The organism is Actinophytocola sediminis, assembly GCF_054779715.1.
On sequence record NZ_BAAGXS010000001.1, the window covers coordinates 52,731 to 69,375 of the forward strand.

The 16,645-nt window shown below is 72.0% G+C and carries 16 protein-coding genes; 13 read left to right on the forward strand and 3 right to left on the reverse strand.

The window, feature by feature from the left end; all coding sequences use genetic code 11:
* Nucleotides 1–192 precede the first annotated feature (192 nt).
* From valS to ACYVIP_RS00270, 3 genes are all read left to right on the forward strand, one after another.
* The gene (gene valS / locus ACYVIP_RS00260) at nt 193–2,736 is read left to right on the forward strand and encodes a valine--tRNA ligase (RefSeq protein WP_460390636.1); all 2,544 of its coding nucleotides are present in this window, start codon (nt 193–195) and stop codon (nt 2,734–2,736) included.
* 93 nt (nt 2,737–2,829) lie between these two features.
* On the forward strand, nt 2,830–3,681 hold the full coding sequence (locus tag ACYVIP_RS00265; RefSeq protein WP_460390638.1) for an SDR family NAD(P)-dependent oxidoreductase: 852 nt from the start codon (nt 2,830–2,832) through the stop codon (nt 3,679–3,681).
* A gap of 150 nt (nt 3,682–3,831) precedes the next feature.
* The gene (locus ACYVIP_RS00270) at nt 3,832–5,082 is read left to right on the forward strand and encodes a S1 family peptidase (protein ID WP_460390640.1); all 1,251 of its coding nucleotides are present in this window, start codon (nt 3,832–3,834) and stop codon (nt 5,080–5,082) included.
* Nucleotides 5,083–5,091: 9 nt separating this feature from the next.
* Here the strand turns inward: ACYVIP_RS00270 and ACYVIP_RS00275 are convergent, their stop codons facing one another.
* On the reverse strand, nt 5,092–6,069 hold the full coding sequence (locus tag ACYVIP_RS00275; protein WP_460390642.1) for an aldo/keto reductase: 978 nt from the start codon (nt 6,067–6,069) through the stop codon (nt 5,092–5,094).
* Between the two features lie 39 nt (nt 6,070–6,108).
* On the opposite strand from ACYVIP_RS00275, the gene ACYVIP_RS00280 reads away from it, so the two are divergent.
* On the forward strand, nt 6,109–6,852 hold the full coding sequence (locus ACYVIP_RS00280) for an SCO6745 family protein (protein WP_460390644.1): 744 nt from the start codon (nt 6,109–6,111) through the stop codon (nt 6,850–6,852).
* Here the strand turns inward: ACYVIP_RS00280 and ACYVIP_RS00285 are convergent.
* Nucleotides 6,824–7,057, reverse strand: a complete 234-nt coding sequence (locus ACYVIP_RS00285; RefSeq protein WP_460390646.1) for a hypothetical protein — start codon at nt 7,055–7,057, stop codon at nt 6,824–6,826. The two genes, ACYVIP_RS00280 and ACYVIP_RS00285, sit on opposite strands and share 29 nt — an antisense overlap.
* Before the next feature lie 473 nt (nt 7,058–7,530).
* On the opposite strand from ACYVIP_RS00285, the gene ACYVIP_RS00290 reads away from it, so the two are divergent.
* From ACYVIP_RS00290 to ACYVIP_RS00325, 8 genes are all read left to right on the forward strand, one after another.
* The gene (locus ACYVIP_RS00290) at nt 7,531–9,732 is read left to right on the forward strand and encodes a helix-turn-helix domain-containing protein (protein WP_460390648.1); all 2,202 of its coding nucleotides are present in this window, start codon (nt 7,531–7,533) and stop codon (nt 9,730–9,732) included.
* Nucleotides 9,733–9,812: 80 nt separating this feature from the next.
* Nucleotides 9,813–10,928: a WXG100 family type VII secretion target gene (locus tag ACYVIP_RS00295; RefSeq protein WP_460390650.1), complete on the forward strand. Its 1,116-nt coding sequence runs from the start codon at nt 9,813–9,815 to the stop codon at nt 10,926–10,928.
* Nucleotides 10,918–11,262: a hypothetical protein gene (locus ACYVIP_RS00300; RefSeq protein WP_460390652.1), complete on the forward strand. Its 345-nt coding sequence runs from the start codon at nt 10,918–10,920 to the stop codon at nt 11,260–11,262. The genes ACYVIP_RS00295 and ACYVIP_RS00300 overlap by 11 nt, the downstream gene beginning before the upstream one ends.
* On the forward strand, nt 11,259–11,990 hold the full coding sequence (locus ACYVIP_RS00305; protein WP_460390654.1) for an ESX secretion-associated protein EspG: 732 nt from the start codon (nt 11,259–11,261) through the stop codon (nt 11,988–11,990). The genes ACYVIP_RS00300 and ACYVIP_RS00305 overlap by 4 nt, the downstream gene beginning before the upstream one ends.
* Nucleotides 11,977–12,381 (forward strand): YbaB/EbfC family nucleoid-associated protein, encoded by a 405-nt coding sequence (locus tag ACYVIP_RS00310; protein WP_460390656.1) that lies wholly within the window; start codon nt 11,977–11,979, stop codon nt 12,379–12,381. The genes ACYVIP_RS00305 and ACYVIP_RS00310 overlap by 14 nt, the downstream gene beginning before the upstream one ends.
* The gene (locus ACYVIP_RS00315) at nt 12,378–12,698 is read left to right on the forward strand and encodes a type VII secretion target (RefSeq protein WP_460390658.1); all 321 of its coding nucleotides are present in this window, start codon (nt 12,378–12,380) and stop codon (nt 12,696–12,698) included. Before ACYVIP_RS00310 ends, ACYVIP_RS00315 begins: the two co-directional genes overlap by 4 nt.
* Nucleotides 12,695–14,011 carry a hypothetical protein gene (locus ACYVIP_RS00320; RefSeq protein WP_460390660.1) on the forward strand — a complete coding sequence of 439 codons (1,317 nt, stop codon included), beginning with the start codon at nt 12,695–12,697 and terminating at the stop codon, nt 14,009–14,011. The genes ACYVIP_RS00315 and ACYVIP_RS00320 overlap by 4 nt, the downstream gene beginning before the upstream one ends.
* A 106-nt stretch (nt 14,012–14,117) precedes the next feature.
* Nucleotides 14,118–14,666, forward strand: coding sequence for a hypothetical protein (locus ACYVIP_RS00325; RefSeq protein WP_460390662.1), 549 nt, complete (start codon nt 14,118–14,120; stop codon nt 14,664–14,666).
* A 51-nt stretch (nt 14,667–14,717) separates the two neighbouring features.
* On the opposite strand, the gene ACYVIP_RS00330 is transcribed toward ACYVIP_RS00325, so the two are convergent.
* Nucleotides 14,718–15,398 carry a TetR/AcrR family transcriptional regulator gene (locus tag ACYVIP_RS00330; RefSeq protein WP_460390664.1) on the reverse strand — a complete coding sequence of 227 codons (681 nt, stop codon included), beginning with the start codon at nt 15,396–15,398 and terminating at the stop codon, nt 14,718–14,720.
* Between the two features lie 72 nt (nt 15,399–15,470).
* Here ACYVIP_RS00330 and ACYVIP_RS00335 point away from each other — a divergent pair, with 72 nt between their 5' ends.
* Nucleotides 15,471–16,580, forward strand: coding sequence for an FAD-dependent oxidoreductase (locus ACYVIP_RS00335; protein ID WP_460390666.1), 1,110 nt, complete (start codon nt 15,471–15,473; stop codon nt 16,578–16,580).
* Nucleotides 16,581–16,645: the final 65 nt, after the last annotated feature.

The window sequence follows — 16,645 nt, forward strand, 5'->3', positions numbered from 1 at the left end:
ACGGCCACCGCCCGGGTGCGTGACCGGAGTGTCCACTGTGGCCGGATCAGGGCCGGCTCCGGCATCGCGCCGCCGGTCTGCGCCGACCGCCGTGACCAGTCCGCGCTACGCTGAGTGTTCGCGCGCCGCGCAGCCCGATGCGCCGCGGCTCTGCGCGAACCCGGGTCAGTACGCAGGTGAGGTGGGGTAGACGTGTCCGAGGCCATGCCGAACGTGCCGGAGCGGCCCACGCTGGACGGGGTGGAGGCCAAGTGGGCCGACCGGTGGGAGCAGGACCGCACCTACCGGTTCCAGGCTCCCGGCGAGCGCTCGGCGGTGTTCTCCATCGACACCCCGCCGCCGACGGTGAGCGGCTCGCTGCACGTCGGACACGTGTTCTCCTACACCCACACCGACATCGTCGCGCGGTTCCAGCGCATGCGGGGGATGCGGGTGTTCTACCCGATGGGGTGGGACGACAACGGCCTGCCGACCGAGCGGCGCGTGCAGAACCACTTCGGCGTCCGCTGTGATCCGACGCTGCCCTACGACCCGGACCTCGAGTACCCCGAGCCGCTGAAGAAGAAGGACGAGCGGCCGGTGATCAGCATGTCCCGGCGCAACTTCGTCGAGCTGTGCGGGCGGCTGACCGTCGAGGACGAGCGCGTGTTCGAGGGCCTGTGGCGCCGGCTCGGGCTGTCGGTCGACTGGTCGATGACCTACATGACGATCAGCCGGCCGGTGCAGCGGCTCTCGCAGCTGGCCTTCCTGCGCCTGGCGCGCGCGGGGGAGGCCTACCAGGCCGAGGCGCCGACGCTGTGGGACGTCGGGTTCCGCACCGCCGTGGCCCAGGCCGAGCTGGAGGACCGGGAACATCCCGGCGCCTGGCACCGGATCGCCTTCCACACCGCCGGTGGCGACCCGGTGCACATCGAGACCACCCGGCCCGAGCTGCTGCCCGCGTGCGTCGCGCTGCTCGCCCATCCCGACGACGAGCGCTACCAGAAGCTGTTCGGCACCACGGTGACCTCGCCGCTGTTCGGCGTGGACGTGCCGGTGCTCGCCCACCCCGGCGCGGACCGGGACCGGGGCGCGGGTATCGCGATGTGCTGCACGTTCGGCGACATGACCGACGTGCAGTGGTGGCGCGAGCTCAAGCTGCCCACCCGCACGATCATCGGACGTGACGGGCGGGTGCTGCCGGAACCGCCCGCCGGCCTGGACTCGCCCGCCGGCCGCGCGGCCTACGCGGAGCTGGCCGGCGCCACGGTGCACACCGCGCGGCAGCGCGTGGTCGCCATGCTGGCGGAGTCCGGCGACCTGGACGGCGAGCCGCGCAAGGTCGTGCGCCCGGTCAAGTTCTACGAGAAGGGCGACAAGCCGCTGGAGATCGTGTCCAGCCGGCAGTGGTTCATCCGCTCGCTCACCCACCAGGACGTGTTGTTGCGCCGGGGCACCGAGCTGACCTGGCACCCGAGCTACATGAGGGCCAGGTACGAGGACTGGGTGCGCGGTCTGAACACCGACTGGCTGATCAGCCGGCAGCGGTTCTTCGGCGTGCCGTTCCCGGTGTGGTACCCACTGGGCGCGGACGGCGAGCCGGACTACACCTCACCCATTCTGCCGGCCGAGGACGCGCTCCCGATCGACCCGTCGGCCGACACGCCGCCGGGATACTCGGCCGCCCAGCGCGGCGAGCCGGGTGGTTTCGCCGGCGACCCGGACGTGATGGACACCTGGGCCACCTCGTCGCTGACCCCGCTGGTCGTCTGTGGCTGGGAGTCGGATCCGGAGCTGTTCGCTCAGACGTTCCCGATGGACCTGCGGCCCCAGGGCCACGACATCATCCGCACCTGGTTGTTCGCCACCGTGCTGCGCTCGGAGCTCGCCCTGCACACCCCGCCGTGGCGGCACGCCGCGCTGTCGGGCTGGATCCTGGATCCGGACCGCAAGAAGATGGGCAAGTCCAAGGGCAACGCGCTCACGCCGATGGACCTGCTGGAGCGGTTCGGCTCGGACGCGGTGCGGTACTGGGCGGCCAGCGGCCGGCCGGGCACCGACACGGCGTTCGACGAGAGCCAGATGAAGATCGGCCGCCGGCTGGCCACGAAACTGCTCAACGCCAGCAAGTTCGTGCTCGGCATCCCCGAGCCGGCGGCGACCGCGGAGATCACCGAGCCGCTCGACCGGGCGATGCTGGCGACGCTGGCCGGCGTGGTCGAGCAGGCCACCGAGGCGCTGGCGGACTTCGAGTACACCTCCGCGCTGGAGAGCACCGAGCGGTTCTTCTGGTCCTTCTGCGACAACTACCTGGAGCTGGTGAAGGACCGCGCCTACGACGGCGCCGAGCCCGGCAGGCAGTCCGCCCGGCTGGCGCTGCGCACCGCGCTGTCCACGCTGCTGCGGCTGTTCGCGCCGTTCCTGCCCTTCGCCGCCGAGGAGGCGTGGGCGTGGTGGCACGAGGACTCGGTGCACCTGGCGGCCTGGCCGGGCCTCGACCACGTCGCGGATCCGGCATCCGCGGAGCTGATGCAGCTCGCCGGCCAGGCGATCGGCGCGGTCCGCAAGGCCAAGAGCGACCTGAAGCGGTCCATGCGCGCGCCCGTGCGGGAGGTGCGCGTGCACGGTCCGGCCGACCAGCTCACCACCCTCGAACTGATCGCCGGGGACCTCGGCGCCGCCGGCAACATCGACAAACTGGAGTTCGTCCCGAACGGCGGGACGCTCACCTTCGAGACCACACTGGCCGACGCTTAGCGGGGCTGATGCGCGTGGTCCGCTCGGCGCGGACGGATGACCTTTGGCCGCACTGTGTCGGACCGTCGTTCGCGCGGATCACACACTGTGATCATGAGCATTCTCGCGGGCAAGGCCGTGGTGATCACTGGCGCCGGTCGGGGTCTGGGTAGGGCGTACGCCCTGCACGCGGCCGCGTGCGGCGCCGCGGTGGTGGTGAACGACATCGACGGGCAACCCGCCGACGAGGTCGTCTCGCTGATCACGGAGTCCGGCGGGCGGGCCGTGGCCAGCGTCGGCTCGGTGGCCGATCCCGACCAGGCGCACGCGGCCGTCCAGCTGTGCCTGGACGTCTTCGGCGGGATCGACGGCCTGGTGAACAACGCCGGCCTGCGCTACCAGGCCCTGGTGTGGGAGGACAACCCGGCGCGGATGCGCGAGCTGATCGAGGTCAACGTCCTGGGATCGCTGTACTGCGGTTGGGCCGCGGCCAGAGCCATGCGGGCGCAGGGCACGGGGTCGATCGTGAACATGGCGTCGCTGGCGATGGTCGGCCAGTCCACCGCGGCCACCTACTCCACGTCCAAGGGCGCGGTGTCCTCGGCGACCGTGGCGTGGGCCGCGGATCTGGCGCCGCACGGGGTGCGGGTGAACGGGCTGTTCCCGTTGGCGCACACCAGGATGGCGCTGGCCGACACGCGCACCCCCGCGCCCCCCGAGGAAACCCCGGAGCGGATCGCGCCGATCGTGACGTACCTGCTCAGCGACCTCTCCTCGGCGGTGACCGGCCAGCTGATCCGCTTCACCGCGAACAAGATCTACATCGTGCGCCAGCCAGCGGCCAAGCAACCCGTCCTGCGCAACGACGGCTGGGAGGTGCCCGACATCGCCGAGGCGTTCGACAGCCAGCTGCACGCCGTCCTGGAAACCCGCTCCCGCGCCACCGTGGACCCGAACCCGGTGTAGCGCCCCGGGATACCGCCGACGGGTCGTCCGCGCGTGCTCCTTCTGGTTCGCCCCGCTGCGCCGATTCGGGTCTGTTCGGGAATATTGCTAACAATGTGGGCCGCCGGCCGCGATTTCCCATGCGTTCCACCAACGTGCGGGAGGAATGCGATGCGACGACCTGCCCGGATCCTGATGACCGCCTTCGCCGCGGTGACCCTCGTGGCGACCGCGGCGGTGAGCACCGCGACGGCCGCGCCGCGCGGCGCCGGAGTGGCCGATGACGAGGTTCTCGTTGCCATCCAACGGGATCTTGGGCTGTCCTCGGCCCAGGTCGATGAGCTGCCCACCCGGCAGGCGGCGGCGGTGCGGCTCGACGTCCGGCTGCGTTCCGCACTGGGCGGCGTGTTCGGCGGTTCGTGGTTCGATGCCGCGGCCGGCGCGTTGGTCGTCGGCGTCACCGACCGGGCGCGGGTCGGCGAGGTGCGCGCGGCCGGTGCGCGCGCGGTCGTGGTCGAGCACGGCGCGGCCGACCTCGACGCCATCCTCGACGAGCTGAACGCGTTGTCCGGCAAGACCGCCGGCGATGATCGTGCGGCGAACGGGAAGTCCTCGCTGACCGGCCTTGCCGGGTGGCGCGTGGACCCCACGCGCAACCGCGTGGTCGTCACCACGCTCACCGGCCAGCGGCGACCCGGTGCGCTGGACGCGCTCGCCAGGCACGGCGACGCCGTGACCTACGAGGAGACCGACCACCCACCCCGGACCGCGGCGGGCTTCCTGGACGGCGGCGACGGGATCAATCTGGACAGCTGCTCCGCGGGCTTCAACCTGCGCAACCCCGCCACCGGTCAGGGCTACCTGCTGACCGCGGGCCACTGCACCGCCGACGGCCAGGCCAATACCGGCAATGACGGCACCTTCTTCGGCAACACGGTGGACAGCCACTTCCCCGGTCAGGACGACGCGTTGATCAGCCGCGACAACGCGTACTGGTACCAGGGCCCATGGGTCGACCAGAACCCGTCGTGGGGCGTGCCCGTCACCGTCGGCGGTCACAGCGACGTGCTGGTCGGCAGCGTCGTCTGCAAGTCCGGCATCACCACGAAGTGGACCTGCGGCGCCGTCGCGGCCAAGGACGAGGCCGTGGTGTACGACGGCGACCCGGCCATGACCGTGTACGGCCTGACCCGGCACTCGGCGTGCGTCGAGCCGGGTGACTCCGGCGGCGCGAACGTGACCCGGATGTCCGGGGTGGTGCCGTGGGTGGCCGAAGGTGTGACCAGCGGTGCGCAGCTGTACTGGGATGGCGGTCGTTATCGCTGCGGTCAGGTGTTCGGCGACAGCAACGTCTCCTGGTACTTCCCGATCGCCGACAGCCTGAGCTTCTACGGTCCCTGGTACGGCGTGACCACGTGGTGATCGCTTCGGTCAGAAGCCTTCCGGGACGTGGGGCACGTAGTCGGCCGCCAGCCGGGTCAGTTCGTCGGCCGACAGGGTCAGGTCGACGGCCGCGACCGCGTCGGTGAGGTGGTCGAGCTTCGTGACGCCGACGATCGGCGCGGTGACGGCGGGCTGGTGCAGCAGCCACGCCAGCGCGACCCGCGCTCTGGGCACACCCCGCTCGGCCGCCACCGCGGCCACGGCCTCGGTCACCCGCCGGTCGGCGTCGGCGGCCTGGTGGTACAGCGCACTGCCGAAGTCGTCGTTGGTGGAACGTGCGGTCGTCGCGTCCCAGTCGCGGGTCAGCCGGCCGCGCGCCAGCGGGCTCCACGGCAGCACCCCGACGCCCTGGTCGAGGCAGTAGGGGAGCATCTCGCGCTCCTCCTCGCGCATCACCAGGTTGTACTGGTTCTGCATGGCCACGAACCGGGTCCAGCCGTTCAGGTCCGCCGTGTGCTGCAGTTGGGCGAACTGCCAGGCCCACATCGACGACGCGCCGAGGTAGCGGACCTTGCCGGCCCGCACGAGGTCGTGGAGGGCCTCCATGATCTCCTCGATCGGCACGTCCTGGTCGAGCCGGTGGATCTGGTAAAGGTCGAGGTAGTCGGTGTTCAGCCGGCGCAGGCTCTCCTCGACCTGCGTCATGATCGCGCCGCGGGACAGGCCGCCGCCGTTGGGGCCGGGACCCATCCGGCCGTTCACCTTGGTGGCGATGACGACCTCGTCGCGTTTCGCGAGTTCACCGAGGACCGTGCCGGTGATCTCCTCGCTGCTGCCGGCGGAGTACACGTTGGCGGTGTCGAACGTCGTGATGCCGGCCTCGAGCGCGGCCCGGATGATCGGCCGCGACGCGTCGAGGTCGAGCGTCCAGTTGTGACTGCCGCGGTGCGCGTCCCCGAAACTCATGCAGCCGAGGACGACAGTGGACACTTCGAGCCCGGACCGGCCGAGTCGCCTGTACTCCATGGGCACGACGCTAGCCTGAACACCGGTAGCCTCGCTCGCATGGCCGAACTGACCGCAGCCCAGACCGTGCAAGCCGCCGACCACGTCATCCACGACGTCGGCTCGACCTGGATGCTGCATTCCGAGACCGTCGCCCGCGGGGTGGCACACGGGTACGACAAGCCGTTGCCGTTCTACTTCGCCGGCCGGGGCGGTGTGCTCGGCGATGTCGACGCCGACGTGGTCGTCGCCGCGATGGGGTGGTGGCATCCCGGCATGGTCCGCAAGATGTGGGACCGTGGCGTCGCGGTCGCCGGTGCCCGCGAGGCCGCCCGCCGCTACTTCGCCGCCTGTGCCGCGTGGGGCGAGGACCACCTGGCCGACTTCGCGCCCGCCGCGCGGGCGGCGGAACTGACCGGACGGGTGGTGGCCGCCGCGGAAGGCGCGGGGCTGCCGCTGTTCGCCGGGTGGCGCGCGGAGCCGCTCGCGCAGAGCGCCCCCGCCCGGTTGTTGCAACTACTGCACGTCATGCGCGAGTGGCGCGGGTCGGTGCACCTCGTCGCGACCACGGCCGCCGGCCTCGGCCCCCTGGAGGCCATTCTCACCAACGAGGGCGAGCAGCAGGCCCGGTTCTTCGGCTGGCGCGACGACCTGCCGGACTGCACGCATCTCAAGGACCGGCACGTCGTCGCCGAGGAGAACACCGACCGGCTGGTCGCCGGCGTCTACGAGCGGGCGCTGGACCCGGCGGAGCGCGCCGAGCTCGTCGAGCTGGTCAGCCAGGTCGAGGCCGCCGTCCGCTGAGGTCAGGAAATGCCGCTTCGGCCAGTTGGTTGCTGTCGACTACTTGGCGGATTATCCTGTCGAGCGGAAACGAGGTCTCGAGCCAGCCGGCGCGGCATCGCGGGCCTGTTCGGTCGGCGCTGCCTTCGAGCATGAATTCGCGGAGCAGGTTTCCGTTTTTTGCTTCAAATACTCGGTAGACATAAAGCCCGGTCACATAGGTCAAGAGGGAGGATCGGGTGTCGCCGATCGCGATCCCACTGTTCCGAGGGTTGCAGAAATATCGTTGGGTGAATCCCGTGGCCGGAGTACGCGCGGCTGTCCGGATTAAACGGAACCACTGCGTCCGGGTTGAAAGGGATTCCTCCACATGCCTCTGTCTCGCTCGGTATCGGCTGTTTTGAGGCGGTGGAAGTCGCCGGGGGCGCGGATGTGCGCGTGGCGGTCGCGGCTTGTTCATGTGCGGTACACCCCGTCGCCGCGACCAAGCAGCTGGTGACGATGGCGAGCACGATTCGAGGTGCGAGGTAGATCGCTTCTCGCACGATCCCTCCCGGGTGGTGTTGAACAACTCTCGACGTTGAACGTGCGCCTCGTGAGGTTTGCTGGCGGGCGTCGTCAGAACCTCGCTGAAACATCGTCGAGGCGATTTGCCCAACCGCTGAACAGTGGCCGACCGCGTTGGCTAAGGTGCTCCGCGTGACGGGCCAGTTCACCTCGCTGCTTCGGCAGCTGAGGCGCGATGCGGGGTTGACCCAGGAAATTCTGGCCGAACGCACCGGTCTCGCGGTGCGGACCATTCGCCGCCTGGAGTCCGGGGAGAGCGCCAATCCGCAGCTGGACACGGTGCGCGTGCTGGCCGACGGGCTGGGGCTCAAGCCAGGGGAGCGGGCCACGCTGCTGGCCGTCGCGGACGGACAGCCACCGCCACCGCCACCGCCGCCGGCCGAGGTCACCGAGCGTCGCCAGGAGTCCGCGCGCGAACGCCTGCTCGCCGATGCCGCCGACGACCTCGCGCACGCGGTCCAGGCCGGTCTGCGGCGCGAGGAGGAACTGCGGCGGATCCAGGACCCGTTCCCGCTGCCGGTTCGCTGGCAGTCCGCGCCCGAGGACGTGATGGACCAGTGGGCCAACATCTGCCGGGTCGCGCCAGGTGAGTCGGCGAGCCGGCTGGACCTGGCCGGCCGGCTGCCCGAGATCGTCGAGATCTACCGGCGGATCCCGTCCGGGAGACTGGTGGTGCTCGGCCGGGCGGGCTCCGGCAAGTCGGTGCTGGCCGCGCGGTTCGTGCTCGACCGGCTCAGGACTCGCGGCCGTGGGGACGCCGTGCCGATCGTGCTCGGCATCGGTTCCTGGAACCCGACCACCACGACCTTCCGGGACTGGCTGGTCTGGCAGCTGATCCGGGACCATCCCGGGCTGGCCGCGACCGGCCCCGACAAGGCGAACCTGGCGACCGCGCTGGTCGACGCCGATCGCATCCTGCCGGTGCTGGACGGGTTCGACGAACTCGCCGTCGGCCTGCACCGGACCGCGCTGGACGCGCTCAACACCACCGACCTGCCGCTGCTGGTGACCAGCCGGCCTGGCGAGTACGCGGCCGTCGCCGGCGCGGACGCGCTGACCGCGGCCGCGGCGGTCCGGCTCACCGACCTCACCGTGGCCGACCTGATCGACTACCTGCCAAGGACCACCCGCAGCGACGCGGGCGGGACCGTGTGGGACCCGGTCCTGGCCCAGTTGCGCGACCACCCGGAGCGGCCGGCCAGCGTCAACCTCCGCGCCGTGCTGACCACGCCGCTGATGGTGGGCCTCGCCCGCACCGTCTACAGCGACGCCGCCGGCCGCGACCCGGCGGAGTTGTTGGACACCAACCGGTTCGGCAGCCAGCACGAGATCGAGGACCACCTGCTGAGCCGGTTCATCCCCACGGTCTACCGGGACCAGCGCGCGCGGTGGGACGCCGAGCGGGCGCGGGGCTGGCTCGCCTACCTCGCCTGGCACCTCGACCGGCTCGGCACCCACGACCTGGCGTGGTGGCAGCTGGGCACCACGATGCGCAGGCGCGCGCGGATGCCGGTCGTCGGCATGGTGTGCGGGCTGGTCGTCGGCGTGCTGTCCGGGGCGTTGACCCTGATCGCGGAGCTGGCCGATGGCGGTAGCGGACAGGCGGCGTTGCTGACCACCGTGGGGTACTGGATCGGGTTCGGCGTGGCCTTCGGCCTCGCCCACGGCGCGGGGATCATGCTCGGCGGCGGGGCGTTCGAACCGTCCCGGGTCCAGCTGCGCGCCAACGGCGGGACCAGGCAGCTGCGGGCGCGGTTCGGTCGCCGGAGCCTGGTCGGGGTGGCCGGCGGGATCGGCCTCGGGCTGGTGCTGGGGCTCGTCGGCGCGGCCGGGATCGACCCGTTGGGCCTTCCCGGGGCCGGGTTCCTCGGCGGCCTCGCGGTCGGGGTCGGCCTGGGGACGATGGCCGGTCTCGGCTGGGGGCTGCTGGCCGGCCTGGAGACCTCGGTCGATCTCAAGTCCGCCGTCGGCCCGCTCGACCTGTTGCGCACCAACCGGTCGGTCGTGGTCGTCGAGTTCCTCGGCCTTGGTCTGGTGCTCGGGCTGGTCCATCTGCTGCTGACCACGATCGCGCTGGGCTACCTGTTCCCGGTCGGGCTGGTCCTGGACCTGGTGCTCGGGCCGGTGATCGGGCTCGCGATCGGGATCAGCCTGACCGCGTGGGGCCAGTGGTTGATCTTCGCGCGGATCTGGCTGCCGCTGACCGGGCGGCTGCCGTGGGCGATGGTCGCCTTCCTCGACGACGCGGCCCGGCGCGGTGTGCTGCGGCAGGTCGGCGCGGTCTACCAGTTCCGACACGCCCGCCTCCAGTCACACCTGGTCGACCCGACCTGACCTGCGGTTTCCGCGACCGGACATAGAAGTCCGGTGCGAAGTCCTGGTTGACGGCGGCCGTCGGCGCGATGGTCTGTTCCGTGTTCGAGACTGTTGAGGATCTCGTGGGCGCGGTCACCGGCGTGGTGAGTCCGGACGGGCCGCTCGGGAGGTTGACAGGGACGCTGGCCCTGACGTTGACCGACGCGCTGGACAGCGTGTGGGCCGGCTTCTTCGGCGCGTCGACCGTGTCGGGCGGCACGAACTGGAACGCCTACAGCCACCAACAGCTGTACGACATGATCTGGCGGGACGCGGACGTCCAGGAGGTGAGCGCGGTCGCCGCCGAGTGGGGGCGGCACAGCGTCGCGCTGGCCGACTTCGCCGACGGGCTGCGCCGGGAGGGCGCCGCGCTCCGGTCGAACTGGCAGGGCCGGGCGGCGGGCCTGGCCGCGGACCGGCTCGACGAGCTGTCCGATCGGATCTGGAACGCCGGCGCCCGGGCGGGCACGGTCCAGCAGGCGACCAGCGAGGCGGGGGACGCGCTGGTCCTCGCGCGCAACACCATGCCGCCACCGCCGCCGGATCCGATGACGATCGCGACCAGCGCGGTCGGCGCCGGGCCGCTGTCGCCGGTGCAGGCGGTGCTGGTGGGCGGCATGCGGGTGTTCACCGCCGACGCCGTGGCCGGTGCGTCCAAGGCCGACGCGGTGCGCGCGATGCGGCGCTACGAGTCGAGCCTGGCCAGCAGCGCCAACCAGGTCGTGCCGGCGGGCGCGGACGCCACGACGGCCAGGACCTATGAGACGGGCGGGGGGCCGGGGTCGTCGACCAGCCCGGCGGCGGTCACCGGTGGCGGCCCGGCGGGGGGCCCGGGCGGTGGCGGTGGGGTGCCGTGGTCGCGGTTGGTCGGCGGCTCGCCCGGTGGCGGTGGTGGCGGCGCACCCGGTCCCGGGGGGCTGTTCGGCAGCGCCCCGGGACCGGTGGGGCGCGTGCTCGCCGCGGAGAGCGCCGTGCGGTCCGACGCGGTCCGGCGCGGGCTGGGCGGCGGGTTCATGGGGCCGGCGATGGCCCCGATGCGCGGGGAAGAGGACAAGGACAAACCCCATCAGACCCGGCTGCCCACCGTGGACAGCGGGATCTTCGCGGTGGGGGAGCGCGGCAGCGCCGCGGTGATCGGGGCCGCGACGGACAGGGAGAACGGCGTTGGTCTCTAGGAAGCCCTCCGGGCACGACTTCGAGGTGCTGACCGAGGAGCTGATCGGCCAGCTCAAAGCCCTGGTCGACATCGGTGACCAGACCAACGGCCTGGTGTCCACGGCGCGGCGGCTCGCCGAGCGCCAGCCGTTGCTCGGCAGCGCGCCGCCCGCGCGGCACCTCGCGCTGCGGCTGCTCGAGGCGGCGGGCCCGTCCGGGCTCACCGGCGAGGTCAGCGCGGCCGACACCGAACTGGCCAGCTACCACCGGGCGCTGGACGCCACCGTGCGGCAGTACCAGCGTGGCGAGACCGAGGCGTCCCTGCGGTTCACCGACGAGGAGAACTCGTTGTGACCACCGCGCCCGTGACCGCGAACCCCGGTGTGCTGTTCGGGCTCGTGGAGCTGGACCTGCTCGCCGAGCACGCCGGCGCGCGGTTCCCGTTCCCGTTGCGAGTGCCGGAGTTCGGCCGGATCGCGGGCGAGCGGGAGGTGCTGCTGGCCGCGGCCGGGGTGACGCTGCGGGCCCGCGGGCTCGCCGGCGAGCGCGGGCCGCTGGGCATCGCGGCGGAGGTGGTCACGGCGTTGCGCGAGTGCCGGGGGAGCGTCGACCTCGTGTTGACCAGTCCGGGCACGACCGTCGGCGTCGCGGCCGTGGTCTACCGGTCCTGGGCGCTGATCTGTCGCCAGCCGTTGACCGGCGATCCGGCGACCACCGGGGTGCGGATCCGGCGGATCGCCATGAACACGTTGGCAGAGGAGTTGAACGGGATGGTTCCCGAGATTGAGGCGACGGTCACGATGCCGATCACGCTGCCGCCGGACGGCGGCGATCCGCAGGCACTGGAGGAGGTCGGTGGCGTGCTGCCCGAACTGCTCGGCGCCGGACAGCTCGGCGCCACCCACCGCGGCACCGGTAGGGCCGAGCTCGAACTGTCCTGGTTGGACGGTCCGCGCGGCCGGGTGCGGGTGGACCGGGGGGAGGACGGCTGGATCAGCGTGAACTCGTTGACCCAGAAAGAAATGCGCCACGCGCTCAACATCGTGGCCATGATCGCCGGAAGGGAACATGATGGATCCTGAACAGTGGCTCGCGCAGTACGACCAGCGGCTCGCCGAGGTCGCGACGCGCGCCAAGGACGTCGGCGCGCGCCTGCGACAGGTCGGCGGCACGGCGGTCTCGCCACGCGGCGAGGTCGAGGTGCGCGTCAGCGCCAGCGGCACGCTGGAGGATCTCACCCTCACCCCTGCCGCCCGGAGCCTCGAGTCCGACGAGTTGGCGCGACTGATCCTGGACACCACGGGCAGGGCGCGACGCGCGGTCAGCGCCCAGGTCGTCGGCATCTCCACGAAGTACCTGGGGGAGGGCCCCGCGCTCGAGGTGATCAGGCAGCAGCTGCCGGCCGGTGTGCCGGTGAGCAAGAACCAGGACGACGACGAGTACTTCACCAACCCGCCGGAGATCACGCGATGACCGACGCCCAGTTCGATGTCGACACCGACCAGCTCGCCGGCCACGCCGGCGCCCTCGGTGACGTCGCCGACCAGCTGTCCGCCATCGGCGGCCGGCTGCCGAGCGGCCTCGCCGACCTCGCGCTCGGCCCGTTCACCCAGTTCCTCACCGCCGGCCTGCAGGGCGCCATGACCCAGGTGGCGAACACGGTCACGGGCGCGGCGACGTCGGTGGCCGAGATGAGCGCCGGCATGACCGCCACCGCGGCCGGCTACCAGCACACCGACCGGACCAACGACGCCACGCTGGCCCACCTGACCCGGGAGCTGTGCCGATGACCGACCTGAACACCGCCAAGATGGTCACCGATCTGCGGGAGACCAACGCCGCGGTGCGCGCCAACGGCTGGGTGGCGCCGGGACTCGGCGTGCCTGGCGCGCCGCTTGGCCTGCTGAGCGGCATGGGCACCCCGTTGTCCGGGCTCGCGGCGGCCGGCCTGTCCTGGTTCACGCCCCTGGTGTCGTTCCTGGACGAACCGCTCACCCAGCTGCGGGGCGGCAACCCGTCCTCGGTCATGTCCGGGGCGCAGGACTTCGGCGCCGCGGGCGGGGACATCGCCGAGGTCGCCGGCGGCTACCGGGCGTCGACCAGCGCCCAGACCGCCGACTGGTCCGGTGAGGCCGCCACGGAGTACCGGAGTTCCGGCGCGGTGCACGCCGATGGCGTCGCGGGTCTCGGCGAGGCGAGCAACACCGTGGCCAGCGCGATCATCGGCGCGGCCCAGGTGGTGGCCCAGGCCATCGCCGAGATCACCGAGCTGATCGCTCAGGCGGTGGCCCAGATCGTGCCGATCCTGACCCAGGCCGTGGCGCGGGCGGCGGAGACCTTCGGCCAGAGCGTGGTGGAGGCCATCCCGCCGTGCGTGGGGATCGCCGTGGAGTACGCGCTGCGGATCGCCGCGAAGCTGGCGGCGTTGGTGGCCAGCGGGGACAACCTGCTCAAGCTGGTGAAGGGCGGCATGGCCGTCGTGGAGCTGCTCCAGACGGCGATGGACAGCATCAGCCAGCAGAGCGTCGGCGCCGAGGCCCGGGCCGCCGGCGGCGCGGGCCCGGCGAGTGCGGCGGCCGTGCCGGAAACGCCGACGGTCGGCGGGAACACCGCGTCCGCGGGGGCGTCGGGGAGCGGCGGCGGCTCGTCGATGTCCGCACCCGGCGGGTCCGGTGGCGGTGGGTCCACGTTGGGTGGCCTGCCGACCTCGATGGACAGCACCACCAACACGTCTGGCGCGATGCCCCTTACCAGCACGTCCCTTGCCGGCACGTCCCTTTCCAGCACCGTGCCGGACGCGTCGCGGTCCGGTGGTGGGATGCCCGCGGCGCGCGGCGGTGGTGTTCCGGTCGGCTCGGCCGCCGCACCCCGCTCCGCTGGTGGTGCGCGGGCCGGCGGTGCCCGTGGCACCGCCTCGCGGGAAGACACGCAGGCGGTCCGCACCCCAGGGGGTGGTGGCGGCACGTCGAGCGGTGTCCCCGTTGGCGGTGCCATGGGTGGTGGCCGACCGGCAGGCGACCAGGACAGGGAACACCAGCGCAAGTACCCCGTGGTGGCGGGACACGAGGTGGAGTTGGTCGCCGTGCCGAAGGTCATCGGGTGAGTGGGTGAGGTCACCGGCCAGCGATGGCCGGTGGCTGGCCTGGTCACGGTCGGTGCTGGCTGCGAGGTTTGCCGGGCACACCGGCTTGCCGAGAGGGGCATCCACGATGACGCAGCCGCCAGGCTACGCACAGACCGCTCAGCCCACCCGCCGCCGCGCGCGGTGGGAGCGCTACCGCGTCACCCATCCGTTCTCCGCCAAGGCCCAGGCCGGGCTGTGGGGATCGATCGCCGGCGTGGTCGCGCTGGCCGCGCTGCTGGGTGCGGCGATGGACGTGAAGGGCGGGGTGGTCATCGTGGCGGCGGTGCCGTTCATCATCGCCTGGTTCGAGGGCCAGCGCACGGCGTTCCAGTTCGATGCGGCCGGGGTGCGGATCGGCGCCGTGGTGCTGCCGTGGACAGATGTCACGCAGTTCGTCGTGGCGCCGCCGAACGGCCAGCACGCACTGATCGGTGTGCGGCTGCGGCAGGGTGCCGGGTTGCCGGCCGGCGTCCCCTTCCCGCCGCCGCATCCCGCGATGCCCGCGCCGCTCCACGTCACCGTGCTCGCCGAGAAGTTCGATCTGGCCAAGATGATCCAGAAGGCGCACAAGTACGCCCCGCGACACGTCCGAATCGTGCTCGCCGACGCGCACAGCGAGCAGGTCGTGGCCTGACCCACGCCCTGAATGACTCATTCGGGACGCTCAACGTCCTCAATGAGGCATTCAGGGCTTTCCGCGGGCGGCGATGCCGTCGAGCAGGAAGTCGAGGCCGGTGTGGAAGGTCTGGTCGGCGTCCAGGTGGGCGGCATCGCGCACGACCGTGGCCACCGCCGGGAACCGGCCGGTGGCGAAGGTCCGTTGCAGATAGGGCCCGAGGGTGCGCTGCCAACGCTGCTCGTCCATCCCGGTGGCCCGCTCGGCCCGCCGCTCGGCGATCTCCCGGCGCACCGCGCCGATCGCGTACGCGTTGACGGCGGCGACCACCGGCATGACGAGGTCCACGTGCACGCCGTCCAGCGCGGCCATCACGGCCTCCCCGGTGGCCAGCGCGTGCGGCCCGAGCTGGGGCCGGCCACCCAGTAGGTCGGCGAGCCATTCGTGCTCGTGCGCGGCGTGCCGGGTGGCTTCGGCAAGCGACCGCAGCACGTCCCGCCAGCCCTCGCCCGCCGGCCGGATCTCGGCGTGGACGGCGTCGACCATCAGGTCGAGCAGCTCCTCCTTGCTGGCGATGTAGCCGTACAGCCGCATCGGGCCGACGCCGAGCGCGGTGGCGACCTTGCGCAGCGACACCGCGTCCAGGCCGTCCGCGTCGGCCAGTTCGATCGCCGTGCGCACGATCTGTTCCCGGCTCAGCGGGGCCGGCGTCGGTCGATTCGGTGGCTCCGGCCGCTCCCACACCAACATGCCGGAACAGTACATCGCATCGCTGCGATACAGTGTATCGAGAAATACGGTGTATCGACGGAAGGGACAGTCATGACCATCGCTATCGCCGGCGCCGGCCTCGGCGGCCTGATGCTCGCCCGGGTGCTGCACGTGCACGGCATCGACGCCGTCGTGTACGAGCGTGAGTCGTCGCGGGACGCGCGCGGGCAGGGCGGCATGCTCGACATCCACTCCGGCCAGCGGGCGCTGCGCGAGGCGGGTCTGCTCGACCAGTTCCACGCGATCTCCCGTGGTGAAGGCCAGGACATGCGGCTGCTCGAGCCGGACGGCACCCTGCTGCTGCAGGAGGACACGCCGGCGGACGCCCCGCTCGCGCGACCCGAGGTGGACCGCGCCGACCTGCGCGACCTGCTGCTGGACTCCCTCCCCGACGGCGCGGTCCGCTGGGGGCGCGCGGTCGAGTCCGCCGCCGACGGCGTGCTGCGCTTCGCCGACGGCGGTAGCGCGCGGGCTGATTTGCTGGTCGGCGCGGACGGCGCGCAGTCCAGGGTGCGCGCGCTGCTCACCGACGCCCGGCCGGTGCACCTTGGCCAGAACGTCGTCGAGGTCGGCATTCCCGACATCGACCGCACCCACCCCGACCTCGCGGCGATGGTCGGGCGCGGCACCTACTGGGTGCTCGGTGACGGACTGTCCCTGGCGGCGCAGCGCAACGGCGACGGCCGCGTGCGCATCGGCCTCAGCTTCTACCGCACCGCCGAGGACTGGTTCGCCACCAGCGGGATCCCGGTCGACGACCCGGCCGCCGCCCGGGCGCGGCTGATCGACCTGCTCCCCGGTTGGCACCCACGGTTCACCGCGCTGATCGCGGCCTGTGATGACACGGTGGTGCCGCGGTCGATCAGCACGCTTCCGGTCGGCCTGACCTGGCCGTCGAGGCCAGGCGTCACGCTGGTCGGCGATGCCGCGCACCTGATGCCGCCGACGGGGGAGGGGGCCAACATGGCGCTGCTCGACGGCGCGGTGCTCGGTCTCGCGCTGGCCGCGCAGCCGGACGACTTTCCCGCCGCGGTCAGGGAATACGAACGCGAGATGTTCGAACGCACCGGCGCCGCCGCCCGGATGTCCGCGGTCCTACAGGAACAACTGATGGCACCGGACGCCGCCAAGAAGATGCTCGCGTTCTTCCAACCAGACTGACGGTCAGGCACGGGGGACGACCGTCACCGATCAGAAATCCTTCGCCACATCGTCAGTTCTGGTAG

Excerpts from the sequence above, each read along its gene's own strand:
- ACYVIP_RS00265 (WP_460390638.1), top strand. The coding sequence starts at position 2,830 with ATGAGCATTCTCGCGGGCAAGGCCGTGGTGATCACTGGCGCCGGTCGG.
- ACYVIP_RS00270 (WP_460390640.1), top strand. The coding sequence starts at position 3,832 with ATGCGACGACCTGCCCGGATCCTGATGACCGCCTTCGCCGCGGTGACC.
- ACYVIP_RS00275 (WP_460390642.1), bottom strand. The coding sequence starts at position 6,069 with ATGGAGTACAGGCGACTCGGCCGGTCCGGGCTCGAAGTGTCCACTGTC.
- ACYVIP_RS00280 (WP_460390644.1), top strand. The coding sequence starts at position 6,109 with ATGGCCGAACTGACCGCAGCCCAGACCGTGCAAGCCGCCGACCACGTC.
- ACYVIP_RS00310 (WP_460390656.1), top strand. The coding sequence starts at position 11,977 with ATGATGGATCCTGAACAGTGGCTCGCGCAGTACGACCAGCGGCTCGCC.
- ACYVIP_RS00315 (WP_460390658.1), top strand. The coding sequence starts at position 12,378 with ATGACCGACGCCCAGTTCGATGTCGACACCGACCAGCTCGCCGGCCAC.
- ACYVIP_RS00320 (WP_460390660.1), top strand. The coding sequence starts at position 12,695 with ATGACCGACCTGAACACCGCCAAGATGGTCACCGATCTGCGGGAGACC.
- ACYVIP_RS00325 (WP_460390662.1), top strand. The coding sequence starts at position 14,118 with ATGACGCAGCCGCCAGGCTACGCACAGACCGCTCAGCCCACCCGCCGC.
- ACYVIP_RS00330 (WP_460390664.1), bottom strand. The coding sequence starts at position 15,398 with ATGTTGGTGTGGGAGCGGCCGGAGCCACCGAATCGACCGACGCCGGCC.
- ACYVIP_RS00335 (WP_460390666.1), top strand. The coding sequence starts at position 15,471 with ATGACCATCGCTATCGCCGGCGCCGGCCTCGGCGGCCTGATGCTCGCC.